Annotated in this window: 23 protein-coding genes; 14 read left to right on the top strand and 9 right to left on the bottom strand. The window is 67.8% G+C overall.

Annotated features, from left to right (window positions below; all coding sequences use genetic code 11):
* Positions 1-64 precede the first annotated feature (64 nt).
* A complete protein-coding gene (locus tag ASD37_RS10665) occupies positions 65-742 on the bottom strand; it encodes an SDR family oxidoreductase (RefSeq protein WP_056550905.1) in 678 nt (225 codons plus the stop codon).
* Between the two features lie 109 nt (positions 743-851).
* Between ASD37_RS10665 and ttfA the strand changes: the two genes are divergently transcribed.
* From ttfA to ASD37_RS10630, 7 genes are read left to right on the top strand one after another with little or no spacing between them, the layout of a single operon-like run.
* Complete coding sequence (gene ttfA / locus ASD37_RS10660; RefSeq protein WP_056550904.1) at positions 852-1,658, top strand: trehalose monomycolate transport factor TtfA; 807 nt, start codon at positions 852-854, stop codon at positions 1,656-1,658.
* Between the two features lie 25 nt (positions 1,659-1,683).
* The gene (locus ASD37_RS10655; protein ID WP_056550903.1) at positions 1,684-2,460 is read left to right on the top strand and encodes an SDR family oxidoreductase; all 777 of its coding nucleotides are present in this window, start codon (positions 1,684-1,686) and stop codon (positions 2,458-2,460) included.
* Positions 2,461-3,360 (top strand): hypothetical protein, encoded by a 900-nt coding sequence (locus ASD37_RS10650; protein WP_056550902.1) that lies wholly within the window; start codon positions 2,461-2,463, stop codon positions 3,358-3,360.
* A complete protein-coding gene (locus tag ASD37_RS10645; protein ID WP_156720827.1) occupies positions 3,305-4,006 on the top strand; it encodes a TrmH family RNA methyltransferase in 702 nt (233 codons plus the stop codon). Before ASD37_RS10650 ends, ASD37_RS10645 begins: the two co-directional genes overlap by 56 nt.
* Positions 4,007-4,051: 45 nt before the next feature.
* Positions 4,052-5,197 (top strand): glycoside hydrolase family 76 protein, encoded by a 1,146-nt coding sequence (locus tag ASD37_RS10640; protein ID WP_056550900.1) that lies wholly within the window; start codon positions 4,052-4,054, stop codon positions 5,195-5,197.
* A gap of 14 nt (positions 5,198-5,211) precedes the next feature.
* Entirely contained in the window at positions 5,212-7,167 is a 1,956-nt protein-coding gene (locus ASD37_RS10635) for an acetoacetate--CoA ligase (RefSeq protein ID WP_156720826.1), read from the top strand.
* 50 nt (positions 7,168-7,217) lie between these two features.
* A complete protein-coding gene (locus tag ASD37_RS10630) occupies positions 7,218-8,126 on the top strand; it encodes an LLM class F420-dependent oxidoreductase (protein WP_056550899.1) in 909 nt (302 codons plus the stop codon).
* Here the strand turns inward: ASD37_RS10630 and ASD37_RS10625 are convergent.
* Positions 8,123-8,791 carry a DedA family protein gene (locus tag ASD37_RS10625; protein WP_056550898.1) on the bottom strand — a complete coding sequence of 223 codons (669 nt, stop codon included), beginning with the start codon at positions 8,789-8,791 and terminating at the stop codon, positions 8,123-8,125. The two genes, ASD37_RS10630 and ASD37_RS10625, sit on opposite strands and share 4 nt — an antisense overlap.
* Positions 8,792-8,868: 77 nt before the next feature.
* On the opposite strand from ASD37_RS10625, the gene ASD37_RS10620 reads away from it, so the two are divergent.
* Entirely contained in the window at positions 8,869-9,882 is a 1,014-nt protein-coding gene (locus ASD37_RS10620) for an alcohol dehydrogenase catalytic domain-containing protein (RefSeq protein ID WP_056550897.1), read from the top strand.
* Here the strand turns inward: ASD37_RS10620 and ASD37_RS10615 are convergent.
* Entirely contained in the window at positions 9,858-12,695 is a 2,838-nt protein-coding gene (locus ASD37_RS10615) for an RND family transporter (protein ID WP_056550896.1), read from the bottom strand. The genes ASD37_RS10620 and ASD37_RS10615 overlap by 25 nt on opposite strands.
* Positions 12,692-13,126 carry an MmpS family transport accessory protein gene (locus ASD37_RS10610; protein WP_056550895.1) on the bottom strand — a complete coding sequence of 145 codons (435 nt, stop codon included), beginning with the start codon at positions 13,124-13,126 and terminating at the stop codon, positions 12,692-12,694. Before ASD37_RS10610 ends, ASD37_RS10615 begins: the two co-directional genes overlap by 4 nt.
* A 187-nt stretch (positions 13,127-13,313) precedes the next feature.
* On the opposite strand from ASD37_RS10610, the gene ASD37_RS10605 reads away from it, so the two are divergent.
* A complete protein-coding gene (locus ASD37_RS10605; protein ID WP_056551063.1) occupies positions 13,314-13,892 on the top strand; it encodes a TetR/AcrR family transcriptional regulator in 579 nt (192 codons plus the stop codon).
* A gap of 76 nt (positions 13,893-13,968) precedes the next feature.
* The gene (fbaA, locus tag ASD37_RS10600) at positions 13,969-15,006 is read left to right on the top strand and encodes a class II fructose-bisphosphate aldolase (RefSeq protein WP_056550894.1); all 1,038 of its coding nucleotides are present in this window, start codon (positions 13,969-13,971) and stop codon (positions 15,004-15,006) included.
* Here the strand turns inward: fbaA and ASD37_RS10595 are convergent, their stop codons facing one another.
* Positions 15,007-15,792 carry a hypothetical protein gene (locus tag ASD37_RS10595; protein ID WP_056550893.1) on the bottom strand — a complete coding sequence of 262 codons (786 nt, stop codon included), beginning with the start codon at positions 15,790-15,792 and terminating at the stop codon, positions 15,007-15,009. It lies immediately after the preceding gene.
* A gap of 101 nt (positions 15,793-15,893) precedes the next feature.
* Between ASD37_RS10595 and ASD37_RS10590 the strand changes: the two genes are divergently transcribed.
* Positions 15,894-16,310: a DUF3151 domain-containing protein gene (locus tag ASD37_RS10590; RefSeq protein WP_056550892.1), complete on the top strand. Its 417-nt coding sequence runs from the start codon at positions 15,894-15,896 to the stop codon at positions 16,308-16,310.
* Here ASD37_RS10590 and ASD37_RS10585 read toward each other — a convergent pair.
* The 3 genes from ASD37_RS10585 to ASD37_RS10575 are packed head-to-tail and all read right to left on the bottom strand — an operon-like array spanning position 16,307 to position 19,430.
* The gene (locus ASD37_RS10585; RefSeq protein ID WP_156720825.1) at positions 16,307-18,016 is read right to left on the bottom strand and encodes an FUSC family protein; all 1,710 of its coding nucleotides are present in this window, start codon (positions 18,014-18,016) and stop codon (positions 16,307-16,309) included. The genes ASD37_RS10590 and ASD37_RS10585 overlap by 4 nt on opposite strands.
* 12 nt (positions 18,017-18,028) lie before the next feature.
* Complete coding sequence (locus tag ASD37_RS10580) at positions 18,029-18,811, bottom strand: site-2 protease family protein (protein ID WP_056550890.1); 783 nt, start codon at positions 18,809-18,811, stop codon at positions 18,029-18,031.
* Between the two features lie 10 nt (positions 18,812-18,821).
* Positions 18,822-19,430, bottom strand: a complete 609-nt coding sequence (locus ASD37_RS10575) for a hypothetical protein (protein WP_056550889.1) — start codon at positions 19,428-19,430, stop codon at positions 18,822-18,824.
* A 90-nt stretch (positions 19,431-19,520) separates the two neighbouring features.
* Here ASD37_RS10575 and ASD37_RS10570 point away from each other — a divergent pair, with 90 nt between their 5' ends.
* Genes ASD37_RS10570 through ASD37_RS10560 form a run of 3 tightly spaced genes read left to right on the top strand, consistent with a single transcriptional unit; the run spans position 19,521 to position 22,149 of the window.
* Positions 19,521-20,816: an adenylosuccinate synthase gene (locus ASD37_RS10570; protein ID WP_056550888.1), complete on the top strand. Its 1,296-nt coding sequence runs from the start codon at positions 19,521-19,523 to the stop codon at positions 20,814-20,816.
* Between the two features lie 4 nt (positions 20,817-20,820).
* Positions 20,821-21,450 carry a PaaI family thioesterase gene (locus ASD37_RS10565; RefSeq protein WP_056550887.1) on the top strand — a complete coding sequence of 210 codons (630 nt, stop codon included), beginning with the start codon at positions 20,821-20,823 and terminating at the stop codon, positions 21,448-21,450.
* A 33-nt stretch (positions 21,451-21,483) separates the two neighbouring features.
* Positions 21,484-22,149, top strand: a complete 666-nt coding sequence (locus tag ASD37_RS10560; protein ID WP_235568052.1) for a hypothetical protein — start codon at positions 21,484-21,486, stop codon at positions 22,147-22,149.
* On the opposite strand, the gene ASD37_RS10555 is transcribed toward ASD37_RS10560, so the two are convergent.
* Entirely contained in the window at positions 22,129-22,317 is a 189-nt protein-coding gene (locus tag ASD37_RS10555) for a ferredoxin (protein WP_056550886.1), read from the bottom strand. The two genes, ASD37_RS10560 and ASD37_RS10555, sit on opposite strands and share 21 nt — an antisense overlap.
* Positions 22,318-22,326 lie beyond the last annotated feature (9 nt).

The raw sequence follows: 22,326 nt of genomic DNA, 5'->3' as shown, positions 1-22,326 counted from the left end.
CCCGCGACCAGACACAAATGGCCCTCATTCCACGCGAATGAGGGCCATTTGTGTCTGTTCGCGGCTAGAAAGCGGTACTTGGGACGTCGGTCTCCGTGCCCAGCAGCGCCTCGACGATGCGCGCCGCGACGTCGTCGGGGTTTAGCCCGGCTGGCAGCTTGGGCGGATCGCCCGCGATCGCGCGACCGGCCAACCCGGTCTCGGTGTGCGGCGGACGGACGTCGACGACGCGGACCTTGCGCCGCCGCGCCTCGGCGCGCACGGCGGTGAACAACGCCGCCGTCGCGGCCTTCGCTGCCGAGTAAGCGGCCATGTTGGCCATCGGCTTCTCCGCCACCACGGCACTGATGCCGAGGATCACACCGTCGCGTTCCAGTACGGGCAGCGCGGCGCGGATGAGCCGCAGCGGAGCAAGGAAGTCGACCAGCAGCAGGTCGTCCACCGTGTCGTCGTCGACCTCGGTCAGTGCGCCGAAGGCCACCACGCCGGCGGCGATCACCAGGCCGTCGAGCCGTCCGTGCCGCTCGACCGCGGCGGCGACGATCGACCGCGGGGCGTCGGGTTCGCGCAGATCGGCGGCCACGGCGTGGGCGCCGTCGATGTCGAGTGCCGCCAGGGCGTCGGCCGACCGGCCGCTGACGGTCACGTCGGACCCCCGGTCGGCCAGCAGCCGCGCGATCCGGGAGCCAAGGGCTCCGGTAGCGCCGACGACGAGGAAGGCCTTGCCGGAGAGTTCGCTCACCCGACCAGTCTGCGTGACCTCCCAGGTGAACGGCGCCCACGAGGCGTGACCGGTTTGTGATCAACACGAGTTCGGGCGAAACCGGTACCAACCAGTAGGCTAGGGCGCAATGGTCCCGCTTTGGTTCACACTGTCCGCACTCTGTTTCGTGGGTGCGGCCGTGTTGTTGTACATCGACCTCGACAAACGCCGCGGGCTTGGCCGGCGCCGTAAGTCGTGGGCGAAGTCGCATGGGTTCGACTTCGAACCCGAGTCGACCGAGATCGTCGACCGCTGGAAGCGCGGCGTGATGTCCACCGTCGGCGACGTGCCTGCCAAGAACGTCGTCCTCGGACAGATTCGCGGCGAGGCCGTCTACATCTTCGACCTCGAGGACGTCGCCACCGTCATCGCCCTGCACCGCAAGGTCGGGACGAACGTCGTGGTCGACGTCCGGCTCAAGGACATCAAGGAACCCCGCGAGAGCGACATCTGGCTGCTCGGCGCCATCGGCCCGCGGATGGTGTACTCCACCAACCTCGACGCCGCCCGCCGGGCCTGCGACCGCCGCATGGTGACCTTCGCCCACGCCGCGCCCGACTGCGCCGAGATCATGTGGAACGAGCAGCACTGGACGCTCGTCAGCATGCCGGTCACCAGCACCCGCGCCCAGTGGGACGAAGGGCTGCTCGTCGTCCGGCAGTTCAACGACCTGCTTCGCGTACTGCCGCCCATCCCGCAGCCGGGACAGAGCGGCGTCGCCGGTCAGGCCATCGCCAGGCGCGGCGGTTCGCCGAGCCGTCCGGTCGCCCCGCGTCCCGCCGAGTTGCCCGCTGGCCGCACCGATGCCCCGCCCAACCGTGGTGACGTCGGCCGCTACACCCAACAGCGTCCCCCGGTGCGCAACGGGCGTCAGTCGCCTCACTATCAGCGTTAGAGTCCCTCCCGCGTAACCTGTCGGCATGCCACGACCCGTTGCACTGATCACCGGACCGACGTCGGGACTGGGCCTGGGCTTCGCCCGCCAATACGCCGTCGACGGACACGACCTGGTGCTGGTGGCCCGCGACGTCGAACGACTGGAGCGCCTCGCCGCCGAACTGCGTGCCGACACCGGAGTCGACGTCGAAGTGCTGCCCGCCGACCTGGCGCTGGCCGCCGACCGACTGAAGGTGGCCGACCGACTCGCAGTCGGTGTGCGAATTCTGGTGAACAACGCCGGCTTTGGCACCTCGGGTGAGTTCTGGACCGCCGACCCGGACAAGCTCCAAGCGCAACTGGACGTCAACGTCACCGCCGTCATGCACTTGACCAGGGCCGCGCTGCCACCCATGTTGGCCTCGGGCGCGGGCAGCGTGATCAACGTGGCCAGCGTCGCGGGTCTGCTTCCGGGCCGGGGGTCGACCTACTCCGCGTCCAAGGCGTGGGTCATCTCGTTCTCCGAGGGCCTGGCCAACGGTCTGGGTGGCACGGGCGTCGGCGTGCATGCGCTGTGCCCGGGTTTCGTCCGCACCGAGTTCCACGAACGCGCAGGCATCGACATGGAGGGCACGCCGTCGTTCCTGTGGCTGGAGGTGGACGACGTCGTGCGCGACTGCCTGTCCGCCGTGGCGAAGGGCGAGGTGGTCATCGTCCCCGGGCTCCAGTACAAGGCGCTCACCACGGCCGGGCGCATCGTGCCGCGAAGCCTGGTGCGGGCGGCGACCAAGGTCGTTGGCCGCGGCCGGGGACGTACCTGAGTGCGTCCACTCATCGCGGCGCTGATGGCACTGGTCGTCGGCGTCGCCCTCGTCTCCTGTTCGGATGACCCGGAGCCGAGCCCGTACGCCACCCAGGGTGCGGCCATCGGAGAATCGCTGGCCGTCCTCGGGTGGAACATATCGGCGTCCAACCTCCGTTTCGACGGCGACTACGTCCTCGTCGACGTCGACGCCTCACCGTCGATGGCCGGCGGTCAGCACGCGAAGGCCGACTCCCTGCGGTTCGGTCTCTACGGTGCGCTGGCCCACCCTATCGAGAGCACCGCAGTCGGCAGCTGCTCGAACGTGACGACGCTGAGCCTGCAGCCCGCCGTCTCGCCGGATCCCGACAAGCTTTCCGGGACGGTCTGTTTGGGGCCGCTTCGCGATCAGACCCAGGTGCGCGGGGTGTACGTGTATTCGCCGCAGGACCGCATCCCCGGCACCATCGCCGCCTACCCGGCGTCGTTCCCGGTGGGGCTGAGCCCCACCAGTGACACCGACACCGGCTTGGTGCTGAGGTCCACGAGCGTCGACGCGTTCGACGCCACCGGATCGCAACTGATGCCTACCGCGCTCGGCGAGCCGACGGCGTTCAACGGCAACGGCTACATGCTGCTCGGCCTCGACATCAGCGGGCTGGCGTCGCGCTACCGCGACGAGTCGATCCGGCGCGGAGGCCCGCTGATGGTGCAGGTGACGCCGACACTGCCCGGCAAGGGGCTGTCGTACGCGTGCTCGGTCTACGGTGCGTCGCTGCTGGTGCTGCCCGACTCGTCGTTGGACGCGGTGTCGGTGCGAGGCTCGCTGTGCACACAGGGCGAGATCAACCAGGCCCTGCTCTATGCGACGGTCGCCGTGGTCGGCACGCACGCCGCGCTGTGGACCACCCGTGACTGAGGGCCCGACGCTGCCCGGTCCGACGGAGTGGGGAACGGCCCCCGGCGTCGGGCCTTGGGAAGGGCCGCTGCCCGACGATCCACGCTACGACCGAGACCTGTTGCGCGACGGCGACACTCGCAACGTCGTCGACGCGTACCGGTACTGGACCCGCGAGGCCATCATCGCCGACATCGACCACCGGCGGCATCCTCTCCACATCGCCATCGAGAACTTCGGCAACGACGCCAACATCGGCGCCGTCGTCCGCACCGCCAACGCGTTCGCCGTCGACACCGTCCACATCGTCGGCAGGCGTCGGTGGAACCGCCGCGGCGCCATGGTCACCGACCGCTATCAACGCCTTCGCCACCACGCGACCACCGCCGAGTTGCTCGACTACGCCGCCGAGGAGGGCCTTGAGGTGGTCGCGGTGGACAACGTGCCCGGAGCCGTGCGCCTCGAGCACACCCGACTGCCGCGCAACTGCCTGCTGATCTTCGGGCAGGAGGGGCCCGGTATCACCGACGACGCACAGAGCGGCGCCACCCTCACAGTCTCCATCGCTCAGTTCGGTTCCACGCGAAGCGTGAACGCCGCGGTGGCGGCGGGCATCGCGATGCACGCCTGGATCGCGACGCATGCCGACACATCGCGCGCCTGGTAGGGCAGGATGAAAACCACCAGGCGAGCGAAGCGACGGGAAGATTCAATGGATCAGCTGTGGGCCAATCGCGCGGCCAGTGCAGAAGCCGCGATCGCCAAACGGCACTACCGGAAACTCTGGCAGCTGCCCGGTACCCAGCTCGGCGTGGTGTCCTGGCCGCCGACCAAGAAGAGCCTGTCGTTCGGGACGTGGCACTACTGGTGGCAGGCACACCTGCTCGAATGCCTCGTCGACGCTCAGACCCGCGACCCTCAGCCAGAGCGCAAGGCGACGATCGAGCGCCAGATCAAGGGCCAGCACTGGCGCAACACGTGGAAGTGGACCAACGACTACTACGACGACATGGCATGGCTCGCACTGGCTTTGGAACGGGCGGGAAGCCAGGTCGGCATCGAGCGACCCAAGGCGCTCGACAAGTTGGCCAACCAGTTCCTCAACGCCTGGGTGCCCGAGGACGGCGGCGGCATCCCCTGGCGCAAGCAGGATCAGTTCTTCAACGCCCCCGCCAACGGGCCTGCGGGCATCTTCCTCGCGCGCTATGACCGGTTGCGTCGTGCGCAGCAGATGTCCGACTGGATCGACGAGACGCTGGTCGACCCCGACACCCACCTGGTGTTCGACGGAATCAAGGGCGGCTCGCTGGTGCGTGCGCAATACACCTACTGCCAGGGCGTCGTGCTCGGGCTCGAGGTCGAACTCGCCGTTCGCACCCAGGACGCCAGGCATTCCGAACGCGCCCGTCGACTGATCGACGCGGTCGCCGACAACATGGCGCCCGGCGGCGTCATCCAGGGCGCGGGTGGGGGAGACGGCGGCCTCTTCAACGGAATTCTCGCGCGCTACCTGGCGCTGGCGGCAAACCAACTGCCGGAGGACTCGCCCGAGGACACCGCGGCGCGCGCCACCGCAAGGGAGTTGGTGCTCAAGTCGGCGCAGTCGGCCTGGGACTTCCGGCAGAACGTCGACGGTTTGCCCCTGTTCGGAGCGTTCTGGGACCGCAGTGCCGAGATGCCGAATGCTGCCGGAGCGGACGCGCAGGCGAAAGACGGCGCGGTCAACGCCTCGGAGATCCCCGAGCGGGACATGTCCGTGCAGGTGTCGGGATGGATGTTGATGGAGGCCGCGCACACGGTCGCCGACGAGACGCCCGACGGCCAACTCCTCTTGGACGTGCCCGAACCAACTGAGTAGGAAGGTCTTTCGCAGTGACCGCCGCAGACCAGCTGTCCGGATCGTGGACCCCCGACCAACAAACCGTCGACGACGCCAACCTGACGACCTTCATCGCCTGGCTGGCCAAGACCGGGCGGGGAGAGTTCGCCGACTACCACTCGCTGTGGACGGCGTCCGTCGACGATCTCGACTGGTTCTGGGACGCGGTGTGGCACTACTTCGAGATTCAGGCGACGACGCCGCCGACGGCCGCGCTCACCAGTTCCGAAATGCCTGGCGCACAGTGGTTTCCGGGTGCAAAACTGAACTACGTCACCCAGATCTTCCGTCATGCCACCGAGGACCGGCCCGCGATGGTGGTGGCAGGCGAGGACGGTTCGACGGAGTGGTCGTGGGCACGACTGCGTGCCGAGACCGCGGCGTTCGCGGCGTACCTGCGAAGCGTCGGCGTGGTGCCTGGTGACCGTGTGGTCGGCTACCTGCCCAACATCGGCGAGGCCGTCGTCGCGTTTCTGGGCGCAGCCAGCGTCGGAGCCACCTGGGCGGTGTGCAATCAGGATCTCGCCGTCGGAGGCGTCGTCGCCCGACTCGGGCAACTCGAGCCGAAGGTGCTGGTGGCCAGTGACGGTTCTGTGTACGCGGGCAAGCGCCGCAACCGACATGACGAGCTGACCGAGATCCGTTCTCAGCTGCCCACTTTGGTGGCCACGGTGCTGGTACCACGACTCGGGGAACCCGTGGACGGGGTGACCCCCTGGGCCGAGGTGCTCGCCCGCGGTGCCGACACAGAACTCGACGTCGAGCCCCTTCCGTTCGACCACCCGCTGTGGGTGCTGTTCTCCTCTGGCACCACGGGCACGCCGAAGGGCATCGTGCACGGCCACGGGGGCGTGCTGATCGAGCACGTGAAATACCTGAGCCTGCAACTGGATCTGAAACCCGAAGACCGCTTCCTCTGGCAGTCCAGCACCAGCTGGATGATGTGGAACCTCCTGGTGTCGGGGTTGCTCGTCGGGTCCACGATCGTGCTGTACGACGGAAGCCCAACGTTCGGTCACACGGGCTACCTCTGGAAACTGGTCGCCGACCACCGTGTGACGGTGGTCGGTGCAGGCGCCGGATACTGGCTGGCCTGCGCCAAGGAGGAGCTGACTCCCGGCAAGGACCATCCGCTCGAATCACTGCGAGCGGTCGGGTCGACGGGTTCGCCGTTGCCGGCCAGCGGTTTTCGCTGGTTGCAAGAGGGCATCGGTAGGGCGGTTCCCGTGTTCTCGATGAGCGGCGGCACCGACGTCGTCACCGCGTTCATCGGAGGAACTCCGCTGGTGCCGGTCCGCGCGGGTGAGCTGAACGCGATCTGCCTCGGCGTCGCGGCCGAGGCCTGGGGTGACGGCGGTCGGTCGGTCACCGAGGAGGCCGGTGAGCTGGTGGTGACCAAGCCGATGCCGTCGATGCCGGTGTTCTTCTGGAACGATCCCGACGGCGAGAAGTACCGCGGGGCGTATTTCGACAAGTACCCCGGGGTGTGGTGTCACGGTGACTGGATCACCGTTACCGAGCGTAATTCCGTTGTGGTGCACGGCCGTTCGGATGCCACCCTCAACAGGGGCGGGGTCAGGATGGGCAGCGCCGAAATCTACGACGCGGTCGAGGGTATGGCCGAGATCCAGGACTGCCTGGTGGTCGGCGTCGAGCTCGACGACGGCGGGTACTGGATGCCGTTGTTCGTCGCCTGCGCCGACGGCGTGGACTTCGGCGAAGATCTCCGCGCGCGAATCGTCGAGGCCGTCCGCACCGGCGCGTCGCCCCGCCACGTCCCCGACGACGTCATCGCGGTGCCCGGCATCCCGCGCACGATGACCGGCAAGCGGCTCGAGATTCCGATCAAGCGCATTTTGTTGGGCGCCAAGCCCTCTGACGTCCTCACCCCCAGTGCGGTGGACCGCCCCGAGTTGCTCGCCGAGTTCGAGGAGCACGCGAGGACGTGACGCTGGAGGCGCCCGACCAACCCGATGGTTGACCGCCTACCATCGATCGCGTGACCGAAACCCAACGCGCCCGGATCGACTTTCCCGCCACCATCGGCGTGTGGTGGTCCAGTGACACCTGGCCCATCGCCGACGCCCAGGACGTCGCCAGGGAGATCGAAGCCCTCGGCTACGGTTCGCTGTTCATCCCGGAAGTCACCGGCAAGGAGTGCCTGACGCAGTCGGCGGCGTTCCTCGCGGCCACCGAGCGGCTCGTCGTTGGCACCGGTATCGCGAACATTCACGCTAGGGCCGCGTCGGCAGCCGAGTCTGGCGCACGCACCCTGACTGCGCTGCACCCCGGACGTTTCGTCCTCGGGCTGGGGGTGAGTCACGCCCCGCTCGTCGAGCACGGTTTCGGCGGGACCTACGCGAAACCGCTCGCGACGATGCGCTCTTACCTTGAGAAGATGGCCGCCGTGCCCGAGCAGATCGAACCGGGCGCTGGCAGGCCGGCGCGCCTGCTCGCCGCACTCGGGCCGAAGATGATCGAGCTGTCGGGCACGGCAGCCGACGGTGCCCACCCGTATCTGGTGATGCCGGAGCAGTCCCGCAAGACCCGCGAAATCCTCGGCCCGGACAAGTGGATCGTCTCCGAGCAGGCCGTCGTCGTCGGTGGCGACGACGCAGAGCAGCTGAGCGCGGCGCACGGGCACCTCAACGTCTACAGCGGGCTGCCCAACTACCGGAACTCGTGGCTGCGCCAGGGTTTCGACGAGTCAGACCTCGTCCGTGGCGGATCCGACCGGTTGGCCCGAGGGCTCGTCGGCATGGGCTCGGTGGACGACGCGGCGGCGATGCTACGGGCCCACCTGGATGCCGGTGCCGACCACGTGGTGGTTCAGGTGCTCGGGGACGACCCGACCGCCGATCCGCGTTCCGCGTTGCGGACGCTGGCGTCCGCGCTGGGACTCGGCTAGGCCTCGCCGGCCCGCTTGGCTGCCTTCCGCCGCTTGTACCACTCGTAGACGATCGGGGCGAGCGACGCCAGGACGATCACGATGAAGATCGGCTCGAGCAGCTTCTGGATGATCTCGAACTGGCCGAGCCAGTAGCCGAGCAGGGTCAGCCCGACGCCCCACACGACGGCCCCGATGACGTTGAACAGGGTGAAGACGCCGTAGTTCATCTTCGCCGCGCCCGCCGTGATGGGGACCAGCGTGCGGACGATCGGGACGAACCGGCCCAGCACGATCGCGAAGGGCCCGCGCTCCTCGAAGAACGCATGCGCCTCGTCGAGGTACTTCTGCTTGAGGACGCGGTTGGTCGGCTTGAACATCGACGTGCCGAGGCTGCGTCCGATCCAGTAGCCGACCTGGCTGCCGGCCACCGCGGCGATGGGGATGAACAGCAGCAGCTGCCACAGGTGGAAGTTGGTCTGCACGGTGTCGGCCTGGGCGGCCGTCCCCGCGGCGAGCATGCCGGCGACGAAGAGCAGCGAATCTCCCGGCAGAACGGGGAACAGGACACCCGACTCGATGAACACGACGACCAGCAGACCGACGAGCGCCCACGTGCCGAAGTAACCCAGGAGCGTCAAGGGGTCCAGGAAGTCCGGCAGCAGCGCCAGGGTCGTGGTGGTCATGGCTGCCGAGGATACCGGCGGCAACTGAAGTCCCCGACAGCCTCACGTGGTGGACGCCCGGTCGTTAACCTCAACCCATGCCCACTCACAAGGCCGTCCACGTCGCATCCCCCGGCGCCGAGCTCATCCTCGTCGAGGTCGAGACCACGTCCCCGCCGCGTGACCACGTGCGGATCGCGGTGGTCGCGGCAGGCGTGTGCGGAACCGATCACGCCTTCGTCAACGGCGGTATGCCTGGTCTGAACTGGCCCATCACGCCAGGACACGAGATTGCGGGCACCGTCGCCGAACTCGGCGACGGCGTCGAGGACTTCGCCGTCGGTGACCGCGTCGAGGTCGGGTGGTTCGGCGGCAACTGCAACCGGTGCAACCCGTGTCGCAAGGGCCAGTTCATGCAGTGTGAACGTCTGCAGGTGCCCGGCTTGCAGTACCCGGGCGGCTACGCGGAGTCGGTCATCGTGCCTGCGACGGCCATGGCCCGTATCCCCGACGGTCTGTCGTTCGCGGAGGCGGCACCGCTGGGCTGCGCCGGCGTGACGGTGTTCAACGGACTGCGCAGCACGAAGGCAAAGGCCGGTGACCTCGTCGCGGTCCTCGGCGTCGGCGGGCTCGGACATCTCGGCGTGCAGTTCGCCCGCGCGATGGGCTTCGAGACGGTGGCCATCGCCCGTGGTTCGGGCAAGGCGGCCGACGCGAAGGAGTTGGGCGCACACCACTACGTCGACTCGACGTCCGAGGACGTCGCCGAGGCGCTGCAGAAGCTCGGCGGCGCGGCGGTGGTGCTCGCCACGGCGGCCAACTCCGAGGCGATGGCCGCGACCGTCGGCGGCCTCGGCCCCCAGGGCGAGCTGGTCATCATCGGCGTCACGACCGAGAATCTCCCCATCAGCCCGCTCGAGTTGATCAACGCCGGCCTGTCGGTGACCGGGCACCCGTCGGGTACGGCCCGTGACGTCGAGGAGACGATGCACTTCGCGGTGCAGTCCGGCGTCCGAGCCGTCATCGAGGAGCGCCCGCTGGCCCAAGCCGCCGAGGCGTACGCCGCCATGGACGCAGGCAAGGCGCGCTACCGGATGGTGCTGACGGTCTGACGATGGCGGGCGGGACGCTGGCGCACGTTCAGCGGCCACCAGAACCAACGGCCCAGCAACGCCGCGATCGACGGTGTCAGGAACGACCGGATCACCAGGGTGTCGACGAGCAGGCCGAGGCCGATGGTGGTGCCCACCTGGGCCATCACCTTCAGGTCGCTGATCGCAAACGACATCATCGTGAACGCGAACACCAGACCGGCCGAAGTCACGACGCTGCCGCTGCCCGCGATCGCCCTGATGATGCCCGTGTTCAAGCCTGCGTCGCGTTCCTCCTTGAACCGCGACACCAGCAGCAGGTTGTAGTCCGACCCCACCGCCAGCAGGATGATGACCGACATGGCGAGCACCAGCCAGTGCAATGGGACGCCGATCACGTGCTGCCACAACAGAACTGACAACCCGAATGACGAAGCCAGCGACAACGCCACCGTGCCGACGATCACCAGTGCGGCGACCGCTGCCCGGGTGATGATGAGCATGATGACGAAGATCAGGCAGATGGCCGAGACGGCGGCGATGACGAGGTCGTAGTTGGAGCCGTCGCGCATGTCCTTGTAGGTTGCCGCCGTGCCGCCCAGATAGATCTTCGAGGTCTCCAGCGGCGTTCCCTTGATGGCCTCGAATGCGGCGTTCTTGATCTCGTCGATGTGCGAGATTCCCTCCGGCGTCGCGGGATCACCCTGGTGAGAGATGATGAACCGCACCGACTTTCCGTCGGGGGAGACGAACTGCTTGAGGCCTCTCTTGAAGTCGGGGTTGTCGAAGACCTCGGGCGGCAGATAGAACGAGTCGTCGATCTTGGAGTCGTCGAAGGCCTTGCCGAGGGCAGTGGGGTCGGACTGTTGCCGGTCCTGCAGGCTCTGCTGATCCTGCTGCGTCGCGTAGTTCGTCATGATCTGATCGCGGTTGCGTTCCTGGCTGGCAATCTGCGGAGGGATCAGCGCGATGAGCTTGGGTTGCAGGGCGTTGAGTTTGTCCAGGCTGGCGGTGGTCTGACCGAGCAGATCTGTCAGTTCGCCGATCCCGTCCAGCGCGTCGAAGATGGACCGCAACGTGTAACAGACTGGAATGTCGTAGCAGTGGGGTTCCCAGTAGAAGTAGCTGCGCAGGGGGCGGAAGAAGTCGTCGAAGTTGGCGATCTTGTCCCGCAGCTCTTGGGTCACGGCGACTGTCTTCTTGAGGTCGTCGGTCTGTTCCTGTTGTGCGGCAGCGCTTTCCTTCTGCAGCGACAGCTGTTGCCGTAGGACGTCGATCTGCTTGTTGATGTCGGCTGCCTGGGTCAGCATGTCGGCGGTGCGCTGTTCGGCGTAGGACTGGCCGAGTTTTTGGTTGACGCCCTGCTGGCCGACGATGTACGGAATGGAACTGCCTTCGATCGGCGTGCCAAGCGGCCGGGTGATCGTCTGCACCCGGGCGATGCCGGGCAGGTGGAAGACGTCCTTGGCAACTCGGTCGACGACGAGCATGTCCGTGGAGTTGCGCAGATCGTGGTCGGCCACGAGCATCAGGACTTCGGGGTTGAGCCGCGCCTGGGGGAAGTGTTTCGCCGCAGCCGCATATCCGATGTTGGCCTCCACGTCGGCCGGCAGGTACTTCTTGTCGTCGTAGCTGGTTTGGTACGACGGCAGCGCGAGAAGGCCGACCATGGTGATCGCCGCCGACGCCACCAGGATGGCTCCAGGCCAGCGCACCACGGCCGTCCCGATCCGGCGCCACCCCCGGGTCTTGGTCTTTCGCTTGGGGTCGAGCAAGCCGAACCGCGCCGCGATGGTCAACATCGCCGGCGCAAGGGTCAACGCCGACATGGTCACGACGAACATGCCTATGGCAAGGGGGATTCCGAGGGTCTGGAAGTACGGCAGTCGAGTGAAGTGCAGGCACAGAGTGGCGCCGGCGATCGTCAACCCGGATCCCATGATGACGTGGGCGGTCCCGTGATACATCACGTAGAACGCGTCCTCCCGGTCGTCGCCGGAGTTGCGCGCCTCGTGGTAGCGGCCGACGAGGAAGATCGCGTAGTCGGTGGCCGCGGCAATTGCCAAGAGCGTCAACAGGTTCACCGCGAACGTGGACAGTTCGATGACGTGGTGATAACCCAGGAAGGCCACGATCCCACGGGCCACGGCCAGTTCGAGCACCACCGCCAACAGGACGACGAGCACCGTGACGATCGAACGGTAGACCAGCAGGAGCATCGTCACGATCACCACGAAGGTCAGTGCCGTGACCAGCTGAAGACTCTTGTCGCCGGCGTGCTGCTGATCGGAGTTCAGGGGTCCCGCGCCGGTGACGTAGACCTTCAGTCCCGGTGGTGGTTGGTGGGCGGCGACGATGTCGCGGACCGCTTGCACCGATTCGTTGGCCAGTGTCTCGCCCTGGTTGCCTGCGATGTAGAGCTGGACGTAGGCCGACAGGTTGTCGGCGCTCTGCGATCCCGACGACGTCAGGGGATCGCCCCACAGATCCTGGACGTGCTGGATGTGGGTGGTGTCCTTCTCCAGGTCCTTGATCAGGCCGTCGTAGTACTCGTGGTCCTGTGCGCCAAGGGGTTTGTCGCTCTCCAGGACGATCATCGCCGAACTGTTGGAGTCGTACTCGCCGAAGTTCTTGCCGACCAACTGGGTGGCTTGCAGGGACGGCGCGTCGTTCGGTGTCAGCGACGTGGAGTTGGCTGCCCCCACGACCTCGAGTTGCGGCACCACGACGTTGACGAGCGCCGTGAGCGCCAGCCAACCCAACAGGACGGGCACGCAGAACAGGCGCAGGAACCGAGGAACCCGGGCCCGCTGGACCGTCTGGTGGTCGCTCATGCGGACTTCACCAGGCAGGAGACCTGAGCGTTGACGCCGGTCGACGATCGCTCGTCTCTCACCTCGTCGTCGACGCTGACGCGGCAACCGATCTGATCGCCGTCGCTTTGGGCGATGATGGTGGCGCTTGCCGACGGCTTGGTGGTCTTCAGCGTGATCGACCAGGGCAGACGAGCGTCGTCGACGCGCTGCGGGGTCGAGTCGAGGTCGAGGTAGTTGATGGTCGCCACGGCGCCTTCCGTTCCGGTGATCTGATAGGTCACGACTTTGGGGTTGAACGGTTCGGCGTCCTGCGCCAGCCCGGCGCCCGTGCGAGTCGTCTCGTTGTCCGACCCGAAGAGGCCGTGCATCCGGTACACCACGACGCCGCCGAGGGCGACCACCACCACGATGAGCAGCGGTATCCAGGCCCGCTTGACGATCCCGACCACTGATGCTCCTTCGTCGCTCTGACCACACCAAGTGGTTAGCGCGTCAAACAATAGAGCGGTGACGATAGTTGAGCAAGCCGAACGGCTAACTTCAATTACACGGCTCACTAATGACCACTCATGCGATGTGACGGACGTACAGTTGCGACATCCGGCCGGAAGCAAAGAACACGGAGAAGGCAAGGCATTGGCGAAACCCGTAGCACCGAGAGGCCTGGCCAGGGAGCGAGTCCTCGACGCCGCGGTTGCCCTCTTTGCCGAGCACGGGGTCCACGGCACGTCGCTGCAGATGATTGCCGACCGGGTCGGGGTCAGCAAGGCAGCGGTCTACTACCAATTCCCCTCCAAGGAAGGCATCGCGCTCGAGGTGATCCGGCCGTGCATCGAGGACATCGCCCGGGTCATCAAAATCGCCGACGGGCTTGCCGACCCGCAGCAGCGTCGCGCGGTCGCCGTCAGCGGGCTCGTCGAAATGGTGGTGCGGCACCGACGCTTGGCAGTGGTGTTCTACGGCGACCCGGCCATTGACGCGCTGATGACCAGCGATCCCGACTTCAAGGCGGTGAACGACCGGCTCCGCGACCTGATGGAGGGGCCGGGCCGCAGCGACGTCGACCGGGTGGCCTTCTCGGTGTTCTGCTCCGGTGTGGGCCGGGCCGCGGCCGACCCCGAGCTGGCCGACATCGACGACGCCGATCTGCATCGCGCGCTGCTCGAGCTGTCCGGCCGAATCCTCGTACCGGCCGTGCAGCCGTCCCAACCCTGAGGTGTCGCCGACCGGCGTCTGTTGAGATACTTCCCAGACAGACGAACCACGCGTGCAATGCCAGGAGGAAACCCACATGCCCATCGCGACTCCCGAGGTCTACGCCGAAATGCTGGACCGTGCCAAGGCGGACTCCTTCGCATTCCCGGCCATCAACTGCGTCGGCTCGGAGTCGGTGAACGCCGCCATCAAGGGCTTCGCGGACGCCGGTAGTGACGGGATCATCCAGTTCTCCACTGGCGGAGCGGAATTCGCGTCCGGACTCGGTATCAAGGAAATGGTGACCGGCGCGGTCGCGCTGGCCGAGTTCGCCCACGTTGTCGCCGCCAAGTACGACGTCACCGTCGCCCTGCACACCGACCACTGCCCCAAGGACAAGCTGGACACCTACGTCCGCCCGCTGCTGGAGATCTCGGCCGCGCGCGTCGCCAAGGGGCAGAACCCGCTGTTCCAGTCACACATGTGGGACGGCTCCGCAGTGCCGATCGACGAGAACCTCGAAATTGGCAAGGAACTGCTGAAGCTCGCGGCCGAGGCCCGGATCATCCTCGAGGTGGAGATCGGCGTCGTCGGTGGCGAGGAGGACGGCGTCGAAGCCGAGATCAACGACAAGCTGTACACCTCGGCGGAGGACTTCGAGAAGACCATCGACGCCCTCGGTGCGGGTGAGCACGGCCGGTACCTGCTGGCCGCCACCTTCGGCAACGTGCACGGCGTCTACAAGCCGGGCAACGTCAAGCTGCGCCCCGAGGTGCTCGCCGAGGGTCAGCGCGTCGCCGCGGCCAAGCTCGGACTGGCCGAGGGGTCGAAGCCGTTCGACTTCGTCTTCCACGGCGGGTCGGGCTCGCTGAAGTCGGAGATCGAGGACTCGCTGAAGTACGGGGTGGTCAAGATGAACGTCGACACCGACACTCAGTACGCGTTCACCCGTCCGCTGGCCGGGCACATGTTCGCCAACTACGACGGGGTGCTGAAGATCGACGGCGAGGTCGGCAACAAGAAGGCCTACGACCCGCGCAGCTACCTGAAGAAGGCGGAGGCCTCGATGTCCGAGCGCGTCGTCGAGGCGTGCAACGACCTGCACAGCAGCGGGCGCAGCGTCTCCGGAAGCTAGTTACTGGGGCGCTTGGCAGATCTTCCACTGCTCGTCGCGGAGCTCGAGATCGAAGCTCCGCGATGAGCGGGTGGACGGGTCGTATGCCATGAACGACGTCACGTTGGCCTCGGCGTGCGAATCGTGCACGACGACCTGATCGATGCTCGCGACGATCGGGTACTGCCTGGCCGCGGCGACCCGGGCGTGGATGTCCTTCCACTGGTCGTCGTCGTACCGGATGTAGCTGTCGGCGGTCTCGCCGCACGTGATGGTGCGCAGCGTCGAGAGGTCGCCCTTCTGGATCGCGGTGTCGAAGTTCTGGATCGTCGTGCGGACCATGTCCTCCTGCGACACCGCCGGCGGGTCGTCGCGCGACATCAGCGCGGTGCCGAGGATGGCGACCGCGGCCAGCGCGGCGATGACGAGCACCAGCGCGATCACCCAGCCCCAGCTGCGTTTACCGCGCGGCGGCTTTGGCTGGCTACCCCGGCCCGGAATCACTTGCGGCGCAGCGGATCCCACCTGGGGGATGGGTGCGGTGAAGGCGCCAGCCTCCGCGGCGTCGGGATGGGCTTGCGGCACGGCGAAGATCTCGGTGGCCGGTTCTGGCGCAGTCTGGATGATCTGGGTCTTGCCCGCGTCCATCCCCGACGGAGCGGTGAATCTGCGCTCGGGCTCCTCGGTGTCGGCGGCCCCCGCCAGCGCGGCCGGGTCGATCACCTCGGTCTCGGGCGAGGACCCGTCGTCTGCACCAGTTCCGCTGCCCGGTTGGTTGTTCTCGTCCGTCCCCGATGGGTTCGACATGCGCGTTTCGGTCCTCCCTCGTGACTACCTCAAAGCTTATCCATCCGCGCTCGGCGAAGCCTGACGGCGTCGGCGCGTGATCCGCACGGCACAATAAGCGCATGACTCACATGGGCGATCTGCTGGGGCCTGATCCGGTCCGGCTCCCTGGCGACACCGAAGCCGAGGCGGAATTGGCCGCAGGCGAGAATCCGGCCATCGTCGCCGCCGCTCATCCGACGGCCTCGGTGGCATGGGCGACGCTGGCCGAGGAGGCCCTCGCCGACGACAAGGCGGTCACCGCCTACGCCTATGCGCGCACCGGCTACCACCGCGGTCTCGACCAGCTCCGCCGCAACGGATGGAAGGGATTCGGCCCGGTGCCGTACTCCCACGAACCCAACCGTGGCTTCCTGCGCTGTGTGGCCGCGCTGGCACACGCCGCGGACGCCATCGGCGAGACCGACGAGTACCAGCGGTGCCTCGACCTGCTCGACGATTGCGACCGGTCGGCTCGCGCCGAGCTCGGCCTCGCCTAGCTTCTGAGCGCCTCGTTCAAGGCGGTGACGTCCGCGGCGGTGAAGGCGCACGCGCGCAGTGCGGCCGCCAGCTCGTGCAACTGAATCACCACGGCGTCGGCGTCGTCGGGGCCCAGTAGCGGGACGGAGCCTCGACTGTCCGTCTCCCAGCAGGCGGCGACGGCGCGATAAGCGAGGTGTTCTGCCGCGACCGCGGCGGGCGCAAGCCGCTCGCCCGTGGCGCGCAACCGAGCCGAACCTGCCGCGGCGGCGTCGGCGGCGTCTCGCATGTCGATGGCCGCGAGCTGCAGATCGCGGCGTGCGGTGCGCGCCGCCAGGGTGGCGGTGTCGGCGGCCAGGTGGGGCACGGTCGCGGCAACGGCGTCGACGGTGTCGGCGATGGAGTCCAGCAGTCTGGTCGATTCCTGGAACCGGCTCAGCACCAGGAACACCGCGACGCCCACCGCGCAGCCGACGAGGGTGTCGCTGCCGCGGGCCAGCAGCAGCTCGACCACGTCGACCCGGTGGCTGCCGGTCGCGATGGTCAGGGCCGCGGCGGTGATGAACACCGAGGCCAGCCCGTAGTGCCTGACGACGAGCATCTCGATGGTCAACTGCAGTGCCGCCAGGATGACGGCCAGCCACCAGCCCTGTGGATGCAGCCAGAGGATGCCTGCGGCGAGGATCAGCCCCACCCACGTTCCGGTGAGCCGGTCGAGGCCGCGCCGCAGCGTGCGGCTGCGATCGGCGCCCTGATGCAGGATCAGCACGGCTGCCGCGATGGCCCAGTACGCATGGCCGATCCCCAGCAGCGTGGCGGCCGTGCCCGCCAGTGGTGCGGCGATCGCGACGCGGACCATGACGTGTCTGACGTGCGAACCGGGTCGCAGGGCTGCCCGTAGCAGTACTGCGGCGGGAGGTCGGCCGAGCGGCGCCCGTTCGGTGGCACGCGTCGACACCGTCGCCGGGTCGACCGTCAGATCCCCGATCTGGCGGGCGGCGTCGGCGGCATCGGGAGGCGGGCCGTCGCCGAGGGCGGTGGCCGTCATGGTGTCGGCGAACAACACGTGCAGGGCGTGGTTGGCCGCCCTCAGCCGCTGCAGCGTGACGTCGGCGCGGGAGGTGGGCTGGAAGCCGATGAGCGCGTTCCATGCCGCGTGCAGCACCGCTGCGGCGCGGTGCCTGGCCGCCGTCTCGCCTGCCGACCCCACGGCCTCGACGTATGCGGCAACCGCAGCTCCCGCCGCGGCGACCGCGACGCGTTCGGGCCGGCGCCGTTCGCGTAGGGCACCCGCCATTTGCACCAGCCACGCCACGGAGCCGCCACAGAGCACCAGCGCACCCAACTGCCACGGCGCGAGCTTGGCCGCCGAGACGCCGACGCCCGCCGCGCAGGCCAGCGCGAACACGTATGCACCCGGTGGCCCGACGGCCAGCGCGTTGCACAGCCACACCGCCGCGACCGCCACCACCGAGACCACCGCGATGCCGAGCCACGCCACCTGCGCCGCCCAGGAACCCACGGCGACCGCCGTCGCCAGCGACACCGACACGACGGCCAGTTGCACGCCACGGTTGAGGTAGGGCCGGTCGCCGCCGAAGCGGGCGGTGAACGCCCCGAGGGTGGCGATCAGGCCGGCGCCGACGTTGCCGACCGCCGATCCGACGAGGACGGGAATCGCGGTGCTCGTCGCCGCGCGCACCGCAAGCGGCCACCGGGAAGCCATGGCGTGCCGGTCTCAGAACCAGGCGGACCAGAACCGCGTCAGCTGGCCGCCGATCGCCACCAGGCCACCGGGGGCGCCGAACAGGTCGACGAACCAGAACACCAGGCCGAAGAACCACTGGTTGAGCATCGGGGCCATCAGCAACACGAACAGGATGATGAAACCCCACTGCTTGACCGGCGCCAGCTGTCGCTGGGTCTCCGGTTTGAGGTGGGGTTCCAGCGCGCCGTACCCGTCGAGGCCGGGGACGGGCAACAGGTTGAGCAGCACCGCGGTCACCTGAAGGAAGCCGAGGAAGGCCATCGCCGCCCAGAACACCGTGTGCTCCGGATCCCAGAATGCCGCCGTGACCGTCAACAACACGATCGCCAGCACGACGTTGGCGAACGGACCGGCCAGGCTCACCGTGGTGCGTTGCCGCTTGGTCATCGACCACGTGCGGACGTACACCGCGCCGCCGGGCAGTCCGATCCCGCCGAGGGCGATGAAGAGCACCGGAATTCCAAGGGACAGAAGCGGATTCGAGTACTTCAGCGGGTTGAGCGTCAGATATCCGCGCACCTCGACGTCATGGTCGCCGTAGCGCCAGGCGGTGTACGCGTGGCCGAATTCGTGGAGGCACAACGACACCAGCCAGCCGAACACCACGAAGACGAACGTTCCGACGTAGGACAGCGCCGAGCGGGGTTCGCCGGCGAGCCAGGCGATGACTCCGCCGGCGACCGTGATCGCCACGATGGCCAGGAAGACCGGGCTTGGCCGCACGGATTGGCGCAGCGGACGGACGTTGCTCACCTCAACGAAACTACTGGATGCGAAGCCAGCCCTTCGTGTGTCGGTAGAACGTCGACCTACGAGCAGGACGCGCGGCACGCACCCCGTCGCGCACGACGAGCACTCCGGTGGTGCCGAGCTGCGCGGCCCGGCCGGTCACCCACGGTCGACGCCGCAGTCTGCCGGCCAGCACACGAGCTCGCAGTCCGGGCAGGTCGGTCGTCGGCTCGATCCGCACGCCCGCGACGTCGCCGTCGAAGAGCAGGAAATCGTCGACGACGGCCTCGCCCGTCAGCGTCGGCGCGGATTCCTCTGGCGGCATCCAGAGGGCGTAGCGGGTCAGTACGGCGCCCGTCTCGTCCCGGATCAGGGGCACCCGGCGCGCCGTCCCCGTGCGTGCCCGCCGGGCCTCCCATGGCCGCCGGACGAGGGCGACTTCGACGTCCAATCGGTCGGCGCGCAGCAGCCTGGCCAGCACGATCGCCAGATCGGCTGTCGTACCGAGCACGATGAGACGGCCCGCTTCCGCGGCGTCGTCGACGTCGGTGGGCGCGGTGACGTCGACGACGGACAGGCCCGTCAGGGGGCGTGGGACGCGACGGTCACCGAACCGCAGCACCACCGCGTTTGGGGCCGCCAACGCACTCCTTGCAAACAGGTGGGGATCAGGTCGGATAGGGTATGTCACCGGCTGTCACAGTATTCGAGGCAGATGAGCGGGAGAAACGCGATGCCGGCAATCGTCCTCATCGGCGCCCAGTGGGGCGACGAGGGCAAGGGAAAGGCCACCGATCTACTCGGTGGCCGCGTCCAGTGGGTTGTTCGTTACCAAGGGGGGAACAACGCCGGGCACACCGTCGTCCTTCCGAACGGTGAGAACTTTGCCCTTCACCTCATACCGTCGGGCATCCTGACCCCCGGTGTCACCAACGTCATCGGCAACGGTGTGGTGGTCGACCCCGGCGTGCTGCTGACCGAACTCAAGGGGCTCGAGGACCGCGGCGTCGACACGTCGCGGCTGCTGATCTCCGCCGACGCGCATCTCCTGATGCCGTACCACGTGGCCATCGACAAGGTGACCGAGCGGTACATGGGCAGCAAGAAGATCGGGACGACGGGTCGCGGCATCGGACCCTGCTACCAGGACAAGATCGCGCGCATCGGCATCCGGGTCTCCGACGTGCTCGACCCCGATACCTTGACCCAAAAAGTCGACGCCGCACTGGAATTCAAGAACCAGGTGCTCGTCAAGATCTACAACCGCAAGGCGCTGGACCCGCACGAGGTGCGCGACGCGCTGCTCGAGCAGGCCGAGGGCTTCAAGCATCGCATCGCCGACGCTCGACTGCTGCTGAACGAGGCGCTGGAGAACGGCGAGACGGTGCTGCTCGAGGGATCTCAGGGCACGCTGCTCGACGTCGACCACGGCACGTATCCCTTTGTGACGTCCTCGAATCCGACGGCGGGCGGCGCGTCCGTCGGCTCGGGCATTGGACCGACCAAGATCACGACGGTGCTGGGAATCCTGAAGGCGTACACCACGCGCGTCGGCTCCGGTCCGTTCCCGACCGAGCTCTTCGACGAGTTCGGTGCGTACCTGTCCAAGACCGGCGGGGAGGTCGGCGTCACCACCGGCCGGGCCCGTCGCTGCGGCTGGTTCGACGCCGTCATCGCCCGCTACGCCACCCGGGTCAACGGCATCACCGACTACTTCCTCACCAAACTCGACGTCCTCTCCAGCTTGGAGACGGTGCCGGTCTGCGTCGGGTACACCGTCAACGGCAAGCGCACCGACGAGATGCCGATGACGCAGAGCGACATCGCCATCGCCCAACCGGTGTACGAAGAGCTGCCCGGGTGGTGGGAGGACATCAGCTCCTGCCGCACCTTCGACGAGCTGCCCCGCAAGGCGCGCGATTACGTCCTGCGGCTGGAAGAGCTTGCCGGAGCCCATGTTTCGTGCATCGGCGTCGGCCCCGGCCGGGAGCAGACGATCGTGCGCCGGGACATCCTGGCGCAGCGATGAGCGCTTGCGCGAAGAGCAGAGCGCCCAGGTGACCGAAGGCACCGGCGGGTTCCCGCTCCTGGAACCCGTCGACCCAGGACCGGGTTTCGGGCACTTCCTGGAGTCGATGCGGCGACTGCAGGACCTCGCCGTGTCGGCCGACCCGGACGGCGACACCTGGACCGAGGCGGCCGAACGGGTGGACGCGCTGATCGAGCTGCTGGCCCCGTGCGAGGCGCCAGAGGGTGTCGGCCCGGCCAACCGGGTACCTGCGCTGCCGGGGGCGGGCAGCCTGCTGATGGCGCCCTACGTCATCACCAGCATGAAGCCCGACGGCGTCGCGTTGACGGTGCAGTTCAGCCGTTTTCACGTCGGAGGCAACTCCGCCGTGCACGGTGGAGTGCTCCCGCTGCTCTTCGACTCGATCTTCGGCATGGTGATCCACGCGGCGGGCCGGCCGATCAGCCGCACCGCCTTCCTGCACGTCGACTACCGCAACGTCACGCCGATCGACACGACGCTGACCGCGACCGGCTGGATCCGGGAGACCGACGGGCGCAAGGCGTTCGTCAACGCCGAACTGCGGAGACCCGACGGCACGGTGTGCGCGGAGGCCAACGGGTTGATGATCCGGCTTCTCCCCGGTCAACCCTGACCCAAATCAGCATGCGCGTGTCACCATGACGCGGTGACCGACGAGCAAACCCCGCGACACCTGCGCAAGCTGTCGACCCCACGCGCGGCGGCGGTGGCGGGCGTGTTGTTCGCGCTGCTGTTCGGCGCTGCGCTGATCCTGATCCGCACGTCGCTGCCCGAGCACCCCGAGATCGGTACCTCGTGGATCGAATCGGGGCGGGGCAAGATCCACGTCGCGGCCCTTCTGCTGCCCTTCTCCGGCGTCACGTTCCTGTGGTTCATCGGGGTGGTGCGCGACGGCTTCGGCCGCTACGAGGACAAGTTCTTCTCGTCGGTGTTCATCGGAAGCGGTCTGCTGTTCCTGGCGATGACGTTCGCGGCCGGTGCGGTCGGGGTGGCGTTGTCGACTGGCCATTCCTTCACCGCCGATGCGGCCGCCCACGCCGAGGTCGTCGCCTTCGGCCAGGTGCTGATGATGACGTTGACCAAGACCTACGCGCTGCGGATGGCGGCGGTGTTCATGATGTCGTTGGCCACCATCTGGTTGAAGACGGGCCTGATGCCGCGCTGGTTGGTGATGACGACCTACGCCGTGGTGGCGGCCGTGCTGGTCTCCGCGGACGTCAGCATGTGGATCGCGCTGGCCTTCCCGGCGTGGGTGATGGTGGTCAGCCTGTTCGTCCTGGCCCGGCGGGACTCACACCAGCCGGAGCGCTGACGCCGGGCAGATGTCGACCGCTTCGCGGGCGTGGTCCTCCTCGGCTTCCGGCACGTCCTCGGCGAGGAGCACCACGACGCCGTCGTCGTCCTGGTCGAACAGCGCTTCCGAGGTCATCACGCAGTTGCCCGACGAAATGCAGGCGTCGCGGTTGGCTTCGAGTTTCACGTCGTCGAC

The sequence above is a fragment of the Mycobacterium sp. Root135 genome (assembly GCF_001426545.1).
Classification (GTDB): domain Bacteria; phylum Actinomycetota; class Actinomycetes; order Mycobacteriales; family Mycobacteriaceae; genus Mycobacterium.
This window is presented reverse-complemented; position numbering and strand designations above follow the sequence as displayed.